9 protein-coding genes are annotated in these 12792 nt (G+C 62.1%); 1 reads left to right on the top strand and 8 read right to left on the bottom strand.

What is annotated here, in order from left to right:
- Positions 1 to 38: 38 nt before the first annotated feature.
- The 8 genes from NTU39_RS08210 to NTU39_RS08175 all read right to left on the bottom strand — a co-directional run bounded on the left by NTU39_RS08210 (position 39) and on the right by NTU39_RS08175 (position 10816).
- Entirely contained in the window at positions 39 to 296 is a 258-nt protein-coding gene (locus NTU39_RS08210; RefSeq protein WP_150665758.1) for a MoaD/ThiS family protein, read from the bottom strand.
- A 29-nt stretch (positions 297 to 325) separates the two neighbouring features.
- Positions 326 to 847, bottom strand: a complete 522-nt coding sequence (locus NTU39_RS08205; protein WP_150665759.1) for a molybdenum cofactor biosynthesis protein MoaE — start codon at positions 845 to 847, stop codon at positions 326 to 328.
- A gap of 61 nt (positions 848 to 908) precedes the next feature.
- On the bottom strand, positions 909 to 2057 hold the full coding sequence (gene moaA, locus NTU39_RS08200; protein ID WP_257959641.1) for a GTP 3',8-cyclase MoaA: 1149 nt from the start codon (positions 2055 to 2057) through the stop codon (positions 909 to 911).
- A gap of 85 nt (positions 2058 to 2142) precedes the next feature.
- Entirely contained in the window at positions 2143 to 3054 is a 912-nt protein-coding gene (locus NTU39_RS08195; protein WP_150665761.1) for a bestrophin family protein, read from the bottom strand.
- 15 nt (positions 3055 to 3069) lie between these two features.
- Positions 3070 to 4077 (bottom strand): cytochrome d ubiquinol oxidase subunit II, encoded by a 1008-nt coding sequence (cydB, locus tag NTU39_RS08190; RefSeq protein ID WP_150665762.1) that lies wholly within the window; start codon positions 4075 to 4077, stop codon positions 3070 to 3072.
- 4 nt (positions 4078 to 4081) lie between these two features.
- The gene (locus NTU39_RS08185; RefSeq protein WP_150665763.1) at positions 4082 to 5482 is read right to left on the bottom strand and encodes a cytochrome ubiquinol oxidase subunit I; all 1401 of its coding nucleotides are present in this window, start codon (positions 5480 to 5482) and stop codon (positions 4082 to 4084) included.
- Positions 5483 to 5642: 160 nt separating this feature from the next.
- On the bottom strand, positions 5643 to 7937 hold the full coding sequence (locus tag NTU39_RS08180; RefSeq protein WP_257959640.1) for an FdhF/YdeP family oxidoreductase: 2295 nt from the start codon (positions 7935 to 7937) through the stop codon (positions 5643 to 5645).
- A gap of 146 nt (positions 7938 to 8083) precedes the next feature.
- Positions 8084 to 10816 carry an ATP-dependent Clp protease ATP-binding subunit gene (locus tag NTU39_RS08175; RefSeq protein WP_257959639.1) on the bottom strand — a complete coding sequence of 911 codons (2733 nt, stop codon included), beginning with the start codon at positions 10814 to 10816 and terminating at the stop codon, positions 8084 to 8086.
- Between the two features lie 271 nt (positions 10817 to 11087).
- Between NTU39_RS08175 and NTU39_RS08170 the strand changes: the two genes are divergently transcribed.
- Positions 11088 to 12749, top strand: a complete 1662-nt coding sequence (locus NTU39_RS08170; RefSeq protein WP_257959638.1) for an ABC-F family ATP-binding cassette domain-containing protein — start codon at positions 11088 to 11090, stop codon at positions 12747 to 12749.
- Positions 12750 to 12792 lie beyond the last annotated feature (43 nt).

Raw genomic sequence — 12792 nt, 5'->3', positions numbered from 1 at the left:
GCGCACGCCTGTGCGATGTAAGCCGCGCGATCTGCCGATTAGCCGCCGGTGACGGGCGGGAAGAAGGCGACCTCGCTGTCGCCGCGCACCACAAAAGCCGTGTCTACAAGGTCGAAATTTACGGCCACACGCACCGGGCGCTCGCCATTGAACACGTCGTGCGAGCGGGCGTCGCGCGAGGCCAGCACGGCGCGCAATCGTTCGATGCTGATGTCCGGTGTGTCGACGTAGACGATCTCCTCGTCCAGCCCGAGCGCGTCGCGAAGACTCGCGAAATACTTAATGGTCAGTTTCATGATTAGAGCCGGGAGCGACGTTGTGGGACTTACCCCCACCGAATCGTCGCATGTTCGTTTGTTGAGTGAGGCACAACCCACTCGGTCGCGCCGTCGCGCCGCACTTCCTTTTTCCAGAATGGCGCGTTGTGCTTCAGAACGTCCATCAGGAATTCGCACGCGCTGAACGCCGAAGACCGCTGCTGCGCTGCCACGATCACCATCACCATCGCCTGTCCCAGCGGAACCCGCCCGATACGGTGGACGATCTTTACGGTATCGAGCGGCCAGCGTGCCTGCGCTTCCTCGACAATGGTCCAGAGCGTGCGCTCGGTCATGCCTGGGTAGTGCTCGATTTCGAGCGCCATGACGTCGTCGATGTCGCCGCTTTGCCGCACCACGCCGAGAAAATTGACGATGGCGCCGGTCTTCGGGTGACGCATGACCTGCGCGAGTTCCGCTTCGATAGCGATGTTCTGCACCTGCAGTCGAACTTCCACGCCTGACGAAATGCCGCTTGAAACACCCGGCGTGGGCAGCATGGCCTGCATGTACGGGAAAGAAGCCGTCATCGTGAACCCCTATGATTCTCACACCGTCGGTGCCCTCGGGGCCGCCGACACAACGGCGGGCTCAACCGCCGACCAGCGACATGCGGATCGTCGGATATCGACGTTTCCCGCCCGCCGCAGAGCGCTGGGCCCGGCGCTCGGAGTAGTTGTCGCCACGTCGCGCCCAATGCGCCCGAACCACGTCGGCGAGCGCCTCGGGCGACGCCCCGTTTCCGATCCCGTCTCCTAGCCAGGGGCGAATATCCAACCCCTGCGTCGCGAACAGACAGGTGTATAACCGACCGTCCGAGGAGACACGCGCACGCGTGCAGTCACCGCAGAACGGCTTCGACACGCTGGCGATGAATCCGACTTCGGACGACACGTCGTCGGCATGCCCGAAATTTACCGACGTGCTTCCCGCGCGCACATCTTCGAGCGGAACAAGCGGATAGACGGATTCGACGTGGCGACGTACGTCGTCTGCCGTGACCACACGGTCCATCGCCCAGCCATCGGCGCCACCGACGTCCATGTACTCGATGAAGCGCAGTGCCACGCCCGTGCCTTTGAAGTGGCGTACGAGCGGCAGGATCTGATCGTCATTCGCCCCGCGCTCAATGACCGTGTTCACCTTTACCGGCGCCAGACCGGCAGCGCTCGCCGCCGCGATGCCCTCCAGCACACGGGCCACCGGCACGTCCGTGTCGGTCATGCGCCGGAAAACGCCGTCGTCCAGCGCATCGAGACTGACCGTCACCCGCGTCAGGCCAGCAGCGTGCAGTGCTTTCGCCTTGGCTGCGAGCAGCGTACCGTTGGTCGTCAGCGCAATTTCCATTGGCGTGCCACCGAGCGTGGGGATCGCCGCAAGGCGTTCGATGAGCGACTCAACGCCACGCCGCAGCAATGGCTCGCCGCCCGTTATGCGGATCTTGTCGACGCCAAGCAGCGCAAAGCTGCGCGCCAACGTCTCCATCTGATCGAACGACAGACGCTCGGACGAAGCAAGGAACGGATAGTCCGCGCCGAACGTCCCACGCGGCATGCAATAGGTGCAGCGGAAATTGCACCGATCGATGACCGACAGGCGAAGATCGCGAAGCCAGCGCCCGCGCAGGTCGGGCACTGGCCCGCCAGCCACCGCCGGTGCGGAGGCGCACGTCAGGTCGGGCGAAGTGTCGGCGATAGCGTTCACGTAAGATTCCGGCGCGGGCGCCAAAGCGTAAGTCATGTCCACAGCATAGGCGCGCAGCCGGTCGACGAAGATCACAATTCGGGGCCGCGTCGAAGAGTACAGTTCTGTGCGCCGCACCTGCTCAGGTCAGTTGATAGGGATATTTCGGTGCGACCGGCTCGGGCAGTTCGCGCCCGCAAAGCTCGAATACCGAGCGTTCGATCGTTCGGGTCATCGCATCGAGCGCCAGTGCGTTGGGTGCCACGCTGAACGGTTCTGCGACTTCGTTCGCAATCGCTTCGAGCGCGATGAGCGTGTACGAAATGAACACGCACAGTAGCGGGGTGAAGAACTCCGTCGAATCCACCAACCCGAACGGCAGCAGCACGCAGTAGGTATAGACCGTGCGATGGAGCAATACGCTGTAAGCGAAAGGGATCGGCGTCGACGCAATACGTTCGCACCCGCCGATGGTTTTACCCAGCTCGACCAGTTGGGCGTCCAGCGTCCAGAACTGAGCATCCGTCACACGGCCTTGACTGTGTGCACGTGTGAGACGTTCGCGCAAGACATGCAGGATCGCCACGGGCCGGTATTGCTTAGCGCCGAACCACGCCGCCTGACCGGGGCCAAGCAACTGGCTCAGGTCGTCGTATGGATCGGTGCCGCGCAGTTGGTGCTTGAGCGCGTAGATGACCGCGACGCTCAAATCGGCGATGCGCAGCGTCTCCCCCGCTTCAGGCACGTAACTGAGTACCTGCGAGACGAGGGTGCGCGTGGCGATCAGGGCATTGCCCCACAGGTGCCGCGCTTCGTTAAACCGCTCGTAACTCGCGTTGTTGCGAAACGCGAGGAAGATGGCGAGCGTCAGACCGAAGAGTGTGAGCAACGTCGTATTCAGCGGAATCTTCTCGCCGAAAATCCGCCCATGCGTGAAGACGGCCAGGCTGCTGACCGCCGCCATGAACAGCAACTGCGGAATGATGGACTGCAGCACTGAGCCGTTCCAGACGAACAGGAGACGGAACCAGCTTTGTTTCGGCCGGACGATCATGAATGACAATAAGGGTTAGTGATAGCCGGCGTCATGCTCGCGAACCTTGCCGCGAAAAACACGGTACTGCATCGCGTTGTAGACGAGGATGATCGGCAGCACGATGACCGTTCCGACCAGCGCGAACGCCTGACTCTGCGGGCTTGACGACGCCTCCCAGATCGTGAGCGACGGCGGCAGGATATTCGGCCAGATGCTGATGATCAGCCCGCTATAGCCGAGAAAGCACAGCGCCAGCGTGAGCACGAACGGCATGGCCTCATGTCGCAGGCGAACCGAGCGATAGATGGCCGCCACGCATGCCAGCACCAGCACGGGCACCGGCAGGAACCACATCAGCAGGCCGCTGCCGAACCAGCGCTGCGCGACGCCCGGCAGGCCCAGCACCGTCCAGAGACTGACCAGCCCGACGACACCGAGCAAAACGCTAACCAACGGTCGCATGAGCAGCCGCATTTTTCGCTGCAATTCACCGTCCGTCTTCATGATCAGCCAGCCGCAGCCCAGCGTGGCATAAGTCACGAGCACTCCCATACCGCAGAACACGCTGAACGGTGAGAGCCAATCGAACGGACCGCCCGCGAACTGGCCGTTCACCACACGAATACCTTGCAGCAGCGATCCCAGCACAACGCCCTGACAGAAAGCTGCGAGCGCGGAGCCCCCGATAAAGGCGAGGTCCCAGACATGCTGCGTTCGCCTTGCCTTGTTACGAAGCTCGAACGCCGCGCCCCGAAAGATCAGGCCGATGACCATCAGAATCAACGGCAGGTAGTTGGCTGGCAGTAACGTCGCGTACACCACGGGGAATGCACCGTAAAGCCCGGCGCCGCCAAGCACGAGGAACGTTTCATTGCCATCCCAGACCGGGGCGACAGTGTTGAGCATGACCTGACGGTCGGTCTTGCTGTCGAAGAACGGAAACAGCAGTCCAATGCCAAGGTCGAAACCGTCGAGCACCACATAGATAAATACGCCCAGGCCGATAATGGCCGCCCAGACGACAGGCAGATCGATATGCATGGCATTACTCCCCTTGAACGGCTTCGAACGGTTCCGACAGGGCCCGATTGTTCAGCCCCGGATGCTTCAGGCGCACGAAGAACTCAGTCCTCTCGCTCGGCCCCTGCTTCATGAGCTTGAGCATGTAGTACACGCCCATGCCGAACACGAGGAAATACACGACCACGAGGATCAGCAGCGAGACACCGACTTGTTGCGCACTGACCGGTGAGACGGATTCAGTGGTGCGAAGCACGCCGTAGACCGTCCATGGCTGACGTCCGACTTCCGTCGTGATCCAGCCTGCAAGCAAAGCAATCAAACCCGACGGCCCCATGCAAAGCACCATCCACTGATACCAGCGCGTCTCGTAGAACTTCCCACGCAGACGCAGCCAGACACCGATGAGCGCGGTGAGCAGCATGAGCATGCCGAGGCCGGCCATGATGCGGAACGTCCAGAAGATGACAGGCGAGTACGGGCGGTCTTGCGGCGCGAATTCCTTGAGGCCGCGAATCTCGCCGTCCCATGAGTGCGTGAGGATCAGACTCCCCAGATGCGGGACTTTGACGGCATAACGCGTCACCTCATCCTTCATGTCGGGCAGGCCGAAGAGATTGAGCGCGGTACCGCCCTTCTCCGTCTCCCATAACCCTTCGATAGCGGCGATCTTTGCCGGTTGGTATTCGCGCGTGTTCAGCCCATGGGCGTCGCCCACTACGATCTGGATCGGGGCGAGCGCCAACAAGATCCAGAGCGCCATCGAAAAGCTACGCTTGACCGGCTTGTCGCGACGGCCTTTGAGCAGGTGCCAGGCCCCGCACGCCGCCACGATGAACGCTGCGACGATGAATGCCGCAATCGTCATATGCGCCAGTCGATACGGAAACGACGGGTTGAACACCACCTTGAACCAGTCCACCGGAACGATGCGTCCGGCCTCGATCGCATACCCCTGCGGCGTTTGCATGAAGCTATTCGACGACAGAATCCAGAACGTCGAGATGAGCGTGCCGACGGCCACCATCAGCGTGGCGAAGAAGTGAGCGCGCGCGCTCACACGCTCCCAGCCAAAGAGCATGATGCCGAGGAAACCCGCTTCGAGAAAGAAGGCGGTGAGCACCTCGTAAGTCAGGAGCGGTCCGGTGATGTTGCCGGCAACGTGCGAGAAGCCGGCCCAATTGGTACCGAACTCGTAGGCCATAACAACGCCTGACACGACCCCCATGCCGAAGCCGATAGCGAAGATCTTCGACCAGAAAAGAAACATGTCCTTGTACGTTTCGTCGCCGGTTGCCAGCCAGCGCCATTCGAGGACGGCGAGGAAGCTGGCCAGGCCGATGCTGATCGCGGGGAACACGATGTGGAATGACACCGTAAATGCGAACTGCAATCGGGCGAGATGGAGGGCATCTAACATGTCCATAAGCGTTCTCTGTAATGAAGCGACGACCGAACGCGGGCAGCACCTCGCCGCGCCCGTCAGGACAGACGGGCGTTGCGAAGGCTCGGCGGCGCGGGGCGGTGGGGTGAGCGCCTTGTCACGTGAGCCTCAGGGCAGCACGCGACACGAAGGCGTCAGCAGGTCATGACGCGGCGGCGGTCTCGTCGGACGTCGATCGCAAAACCCGTACCGGTATCGACTTGTATGAGGGCGTCCCGCTGTCTTCGTCGATGTAGTCGAGCGGCACCAATACGTTGGCCTCCGGGTAATAGGCGGCCACCGACCCCGGCGCGATGTTGTACTCGATCACCGTGATGCCCGACAGGCGCAGCGCACGGCCGGACGAGATCGTTTGGATATCGACGAGATCACCGTGCTCCAGCCCGTGCGAAGCCAGATCGTTTGGGTGCATGAACAGCACATCGCGACGCCCGAACACGCCACGATAGCGGTCGTCCATCGCGTAGATCGTCGTGTTGTACTGATCGTGGCTGCGAATCGTAATGAGCCGCAGCACGTCGTCCGCCCACGGCTCGTAGTTCTCGCGCACGCCCTTGAACACGGAGAAGATCGCCTTGCCCGAGGGCGTATTCCATTGACGCTCCGTCGGTGGCAGCGGCATGCGGAAGCCGCCCGGGACACGGATACGCGCGTTGTAATCGTCGAAGCCCGGCACGGTGCGCTCGATCAGGTCGCGAATGCGATCGTAGTCCTCGATCAGCGAAAACCAGTCGACCTTGCTTGCGGGCAACGCGGCGCGCGCCATCCCGGCCACGATGGCCGGCTCCGAGCGCAAGTGCTCGGATGCGGGCTTGAGCTTACCGGCCGAGGCGTGAACCATCGACATCGAATCTTCGACGGTCACCGACTGCGGGCCACCGGCCTGCACGTCCAGTTCGGTGCGACCGAGCACGGGCAGAATGAACGTCTCCTTCGCGACCAGCAGGTGGGTGCGGTTGAGCTTTGTGCCCAGATGCACGCTCAGATCGAGCGTCTTCATCGCCGGAAAACAGAGATCCGGATCGGGCAACGCTACGGCGAAGTTGCCCCCAAGGCAGATGAGGGCCTTTGACGAGCCGTCGACCATGGCCTGCATGGCCTTGACCGCGTCGTGACCATGGCCCTTCGGGGGCGTGAAGCCGAACACGTCCTCGATGCGTTCGAGAAAGTCCGCCGACGGCTTTTCGGTGATACCTACGGTGCGGTTGCCCTGCACGTTTGAATGTCCGCGCAACGGACAGATACCTGCGCCCGGCTTGCCGAAGTTGCCACGCATGAGCAGCAGGTCGGCGATCAGACGCACGTTGGCCGTTCCCGTGTTGTGCTGCGTGATGCCCATGCCGTACGTCACGATGGTCGCGTTAGACTTTGCGTAGGCGACGGCCACCTGCTCAAGCTCGTCGCGAGTCAGTCCGCTTTCCTTCTCGATGTCCGCCCACAAGGTCGCTTCGAGGTCGGCGGCGAGTGCGTCGAATCCCTCGGTGTGCGTCGCGATGAAATCCCGGTCGAGGACATTGCCTTGCGTCGCTTCGAGCGCGAGCAGCGCCTTCATAATCCCCTTGAGCGCCGCCGCGTCGCCGCCGGCCTTCACCTGGAAATAGGTCGACGCAATCTTCGTCGAGCTATACGTCGCCATCTCGATGATGTTCTGCGGATCGGCGAATCGCTCCAGGGCACGTTCGCGCAGCGGATTGAAGACGATGATCGGCACCTTGCGGCGCGCGACTTCGTGGAGCGTGCCCATCATGCGCGGATGGTTCGTGCCAGGGTTATGACCGATGGAAATGATCAGTTCCGTCTCATCGAAATCGTCGAGCGAGACGGTGCCCTTGCCTATGCCGATCGACATCGGAAGACCCACGCTGGTCGGCTCGTGGCACATGTTCGAACAGTCGGGAAAATTGTTCGTGCCGTATTCGCGGGCGAACAACTGGAACAGGTACGCCGCTTCGTTCGACGCGCGCCCGGAGGTGTAGAACTCCACCTTGTCGGGCGAATCGTAGCTACGCATGATTTCGCCAATGCGCGCGAACGCCGCGTCCCACTCGACGGGCTTGAACTTATCCGTTGCTGCGTCGTACGCCATGGGATGCGTGAGTCGACCGAAGTCTTCCAGCGCGTAATCGGACATCGCGAGCAGCGACGAGACGGTGTGCTGCTCGAAGAACGCCGGTGTGACGCGTTTGGTGGTCGCCTCCCATGTCACGGCCTTCGCACCGTTCTCACAAAACTGGAACGTGGAGCGGTGCTCCTTGTCAGGCCACGCACACCCCGGGCAATCAAAGCCCGTCGGCTGGTTGGTACGCATCAGGACGATGGGCGCCTCAAAGCTCTCCATCTGCTGCCGAACGGCAGTGGCGGTGGCGCGCAATGCGCCCCATCCGCCCGCGGGACCATCGTAGGGGCGAATGCCCGGCACTTCGCGTCGTTTGCTCATTTCATCACTCCGTGCATCTGTGGGGATGCGTCTGCTTGGGGGCTATGGCCGCTGGGCGACCGGGTTTGAAACTGTCATTCGACTATAGAGTTTTACCGGCGCCCCGAGACGTGCAGTTCGGCGTCCGGCAAAAGAGTACAGTTTCCCTAGTTCGAGTCCCCAGCCTTCTCTACGGTCGGCCGTCCCGTGGTTCTGACGAACGTCACGGCGTCGTTCGCGGCGTCGTACTTCACATCGGCCACGTCGCCTTCGCACAGCGCATCGTTGAGGATCTCCCTGGCGAGCTTCGTCTCGACCATCTGGCGAATCTGCCGTTTTAGTTCGCGTGCGCCGAACTCTGGTTGATAGCCCACGTCCACGAGATGCTCGACAAGCGCGGCGTCGAAGTTAAGCGTGATGTCCTGCGCGGCAGCGGTACGTTTGACGCGATCGAGCTGGATAGCCACGATGGCGCGAATGTTCTGCTTGTCGAGCGAATGAAAAACGACGATCTCATCGATCCGGTTGAGAAACTCCGGACGGAAATGTCCTTTGAGCACTTGCATGAGCGCCTCGCGAACGTCCTTTTCGGACTTGCGCTCGGTCTCTGGTAGCCCGGCGTTGTCCATAATCACGCGACTGCCCAGATTGCTCGTGGCGATCAGAATCGTGTTACTGAAGTCCACCACGCGGCCCTTGCCATCGGTCAGACGCCCATCGTCGAAGACTTGCAGGAGCACGTTGTAGACGTCCGGGTGCGCCTTCTCGATCTCGTCGAGCAGAATCACGCTGTACGGGCGGCGACGCACGCGTTCGGTGAGTTGGCCGCCCTCGTCGTAGCCGACGTACCCCGGCGGCGCCCCAATGAGACGCGCCACGGCATGCCGCTCCATGTACTCGGACATATCGATGCGGATGATCGACTGCTCGTCGCCGAAGACCGTCTCTGCCAGCGCCTTTGCAAGCTCGGTCTTACCGACGCCGGTCGGGCCGAGAAAGAGGAAGGTGGCGATGGGCCGGTGCGCTTGCCCCAGCCCTGCGCGCGAGAGCCGCACGGCGTCGCTCACGGCCACGACGGCCTCGTCCTGTCCAACGACGCGCTGGCGCAGCACCTCCTCCATGCGGAGCAGTTTCTGTCGCTCCTCCTGAGTCAGCTCAGCCACAGGAATGCCGGTGAGGCGCGATAACACGTCTGCCACCGATGTCACGGTCACTTCCAGGGTTTCCGAGCCGGTCTTGCGTTGCCAGGCTTCGAGCATTTCGTCGAGCGTCTTCTGTTTATCGGCAATGCGTGCCTCGAACGCCTTGGCTTCGTCGAAGCGTTTGCGCGAGGACGCGTAGTCCTGCTCGCGACGTAGTTGCAACAGTTCGGCTTCGGTCTCGTGGATCTCCGCCGGTCGCGAGGTCGCACCGATACGGACTCGCGCCGCCGCCTGGTCGATCAGGTCGATGGCCTTATCGGGCAAGAAGCGCGTCGTGATATAGCGGTCCGCCAGCTCGGCAGCCGCGACGAAGGCACTGTCGGCGAAGGTCACCTGATGATGCGCTTCGAGACTGTCGCGTAGGCCACGCAGGATGACGATCGTTTGCGCCACCGTCGGTTCGGCCACCAGTACCGGTTGAAAGCGGCGCTCCAGCGCCGCGTCTTTCTCGATGTGCTTCTGGTATTCGTTAAGCGTGGTGGCGCCGATGAGACTCAGTTCGCCGCGTGCGAGTGCGGGTTTGAGCACGTTGGCAATGTCGAGTCCACCCTCGCCGCCGCCCTGTCCCGCCCCAACAATCGTGTGCAGCTCGTCGATAAACAGGATCAGTTCGTCCTTCTTGGCCGTGACTTCATCGATCATCTGCTTGGCACGTTCCTCGAACTCACCGCGATACTTTGCGCCTGCCACCATCGAGTTGATGTTGACTTCGACCAGACGCTTGCCCCGAAGCACTTCCGGGACGTCGCCGTTGACGATTCGCTGCGCCAGCCCTTCCACGATGGCAGTCTTGCCGACACCCGGCTCGCCAATGAGCACCGGGTTGTTTTTCTTGCGACGCGCGAGGACTTCCACGGTATTTTCGATTTCCTGCGCGCGACCGAGCACCGGGTCAAGCTTGCCCTGACGGGCGAGTGCCGTGAGATCCCGGCCGAACTTGTCGAGATTCGGCGTCCCCGAGGGGGTGTCGACGCGCCCGTCCTCCGCGCCTTTGCCCACAATCTTGACGACCTTCTGGCGCAGCGCCTCCGGTGTGATGCCGTACTTCCTGAGCAGGGTGCCCGCGAGACTGTCGGGCACAGCGGTCAGCCCGATCAGCAGGTGTTCCGGGCCGATATAGGAATGCCCCAGGTCGTGCGAGGCCTGAAACGCAAACTGAAAGGCCTTCTTCAATCGAGGCGAGACCGTCATCTTGTCGATACCGTCATCGTCCTGCGCGTCGCCCCTTTTGGCATGCTCGTCGATGTATGTCTTGATATCCTGCGGCGAGAGTTTGAGTGCCTTCAACAACGCCGCGCAAACGTCGGTGTCCGCCAGAACGTAGAGAAGATGCTCCGTGTCGAGTTCGTGACGGCGCAGTTCGTGCGCCTTTTCGGCTGCCCGCTGCAGCAGGTCAACGGTCTGGTCGCTGAACGCGTCGGTCAGATCGACCGACTCCCTCGGCACGATGGGCGGTACGGAGACACCGGAATCGTTGACCGATGCGCTATCTCCGGGGTCCGTATCCATGCCGAACAGCCGCGACATGCCGCTGCCCATGCCGAGCAGGGAATCGAACGGATTGAGCGCGCTTTGATGGCGCATCAACTGGCGGTAGTGGAAATCGCAGATCGAGATCGACTTGGGCTCGCCATTCTCGACCACGGTCACGCGCGCGATGGCGGGACGCGCGTTACAGATATCGCACATAGCAGGCATGGTGGAAATCCTCCGTCGGTGGCGCATTCGTTTATGGCCTGAGCACGCTGGAGTCTCGGACGCGGCTCGCCGTTCCGATGTATTGTATTTTTGATGGCGTGTCGGCAGAACCTGGGGCCATCCGATAACACTTATCGGCATCGCCCGGATCATTGGAATGCGTGACGGTCGCGAACGTACCGTGCCTGCCGAAAATCGCGAGCGGATAGGAAAATGACAGCCCCCCGCGTCCGGTCGGCTATCATGCCAGTCTTCTTAGCGGTAGCTCCTTATGATTTCCGTCCGTAATCTCACGCTGCGTCGCGGCGTCAACGTCGTGCTCGACAGCGCATCCGTCACCTTCACCCCAGGCGAAAAGATTGGCCTTGTCGGCCGCAATGGCGCTGGCAAGTCGTCCTTTTTTGCCCTTCTTAACGGCACGCTGCACGAAGATAGCGGCGAATTCTCGATTCCTGCTGCATGGAAGATGGGCCAGGTCGCGCAGGATATGCCGGAGACCGAGCAGGGAGCGACCGACTTCGTGGTCGAGGGCGACACCGTGCTGATGGCCGCGCATGCGGAAGTCGCCGCAGCCGAAGCCAGCGATGACGGCATGCGCATGGCGCACGCTTACATGAACCTGCACGACGCCGGGGCGCACGATGCCCCCGCCCGCGCGCAGGCCCTGATTCAGGGTCTCGGCTTCAGCGCTGAGCAGTTGAATCAGCCGGTCAACAGCTTCTCGGGTGGCTGGCGCATGCGACTGCAACTGGCGCGCGCGCTGATGTGCCCGTCCGACCTGCTGCTGCTTGACGAACCGACGAACCACTTGGATATCGACGCACTGGTCTGGCTGGAAGCGTGGCTCAAGCGCTATCAGGGAACACTGGTCGTGATCAGCCACGACCGCGAGTTTCTCGATGCGGTGACGCAGGTCACCGTGCACGTCGACAATGCCAAGCTCGTGCGTTACGGCGGCAACTACAGCAAGTTCGAAGACATGCGCGCTGAGCAGCTCGTCTTGCAGCAGGCTGCGATGGCCAAGCAAGTGGAAAAGATCGCCCACTTGCAGAAATTCATCGACCGGTTCAAGGCGCAGGCATCGAAGGCGAAGCAAGCGCAGAGCCGGGTCAAGGCGCTTGAACGCATGGAGAAAGTGGCGCCGGTGCTTGCCGAAGCGGAATTCAACTTCGAGTTCAAGGAACCACTCAGCGTTCCGAACCCGCTGCTGTCCATGCTGGATGCGAGTTTCGGCTACCCCGCCCCTGCCGACGCACCGCTGGACACCCCGCCCACCGTCATCGTGAAGGGCATCAGCCGTTCCGTGCTGGCCGGGCAGCGTATTGGCATTCTTGGCGCCAACGGTCAGGGCAAGTCCACGCTGGTGAAGACCGTCGCGCATGCGCTCGCGCCGATTGCCGGAGAAATCAGCGAAGGCAAGGGGCTGAACATCGGCTACTTCGCCCAACAGGAGCTTGATGTGCTGCGTCCGCTCGACACGCCGATGGAGCATATGATCCGGCTCGCGCGGGACACGCCGCCCCAGATGCGCGCGCCCGGCCAGAGCGGCACGGAGCAATCGCTGCGCACGTTCCTGGGGACGTTCAACTTTAGTGGCGACATGGTCCATCAGGCGGTGGGCACCATGAGCGGCGGCGAAAAGGCGCGGCTCGTGTTGTGCATGATCGTGTGGCAGCGTCCTAACCTGCTGCTGCTTGACGAACCGACCAACCACCTCGATTTGGCCACGCGTGAGGCACTGGCGGTGGCGCTCAACGAGTTTGAAGGAACAGTGATGCTCGTCAGCCACGACCGCGCGCTGCTGCGTGCTGTCTGTGACGAGTTCTGGCTGGTCACCAACGGCGGCGTCGAGCCCTTCGACGGCGATCTGGACGACTACCAGCAGTTCCTGCGCGACGAAGCACGTCGACTGCGCGAGCAGGCTGCGGCCTGAGTGGCTTTCTGACGGTCGGCGTTACACGTCGACCGTCGTCGGC

Origin of the sequence: Pandoraea commovens (genome assembly GCF_024704525.1) — a bacterium.
Lineage (GTDB): Bacteria > Pseudomonadota > Gammaproteobacteria > Burkholderiales > Burkholderiaceae > Pandoraea > Pandoraea commovens.
This window is presented reverse-complemented; position numbering and strand designations above follow the sequence as displayed.

What these genes read in the sequence shown, in the direction of transcription:
- NTU39_RS08170 (WP_257959638.1), top strand. Translation starts at nt 11,088, where the DNA reads ATGATTTCCGTCCGTAATCTCACGCTGCGTCGCGGCGTCAACGTCGTG.
- cydB (WP_150665762.1), bottom strand. Translation starts at nt 4,077, where the DNA reads ATGCATATCGATCTGCCTGTCGTCTGGGCGGCCATTATCGGCCTGGGC.
- moaA (WP_257959641.1), bottom strand. Translation starts at nt 2,057, where the DNA reads ATGACTTACGCTTTGGCGCCCGCGCCGGAATCTTACGTGAACGCTATC.
- NTU39_RS08180 (WP_257959640.1), bottom strand. Translation starts at nt 7,937, where the DNA reads ATGAGCAAACGACGCGAAGTGCCGGGCATTCGCCCCTACGATGGTCCC.
- NTU39_RS08210 (WP_150665758.1), bottom strand. Translation starts at nt 296, where the DNA reads ATGAAACTGACCATTAAGTATTTCGCGAGTCTTCGCGACGCGCTCGGG.
- NTU39_RS08195 (WP_150665761.1), bottom strand. Translation starts at nt 3,054, where the DNA reads ATGATCGTCCGGCCGAAACAAAGCTGGTTCCGTCTCCTGTTCGTCTGG.
- NTU39_RS08205 (WP_150665759.1), bottom strand. Translation starts at nt 847, where the DNA reads ATGACGGCTTCTTTCCCGTACATGCAGGCCATGCTGCCCACGCCGGGT.
- NTU39_RS08175 (WP_257959639.1), bottom strand. Translation starts at nt 10,816, where the DNA reads ATGCCTGCTATGTGCGATATCTGTAACGCGCGTCCCGCCATCGCGCGC.
- NTU39_RS08185 (WP_150665763.1), bottom strand. Translation starts at nt 5,482, where the DNA reads ATGGACATGTTAGATGCCCTCCATCTCGCCCGATTGCAGTTCGCATTT.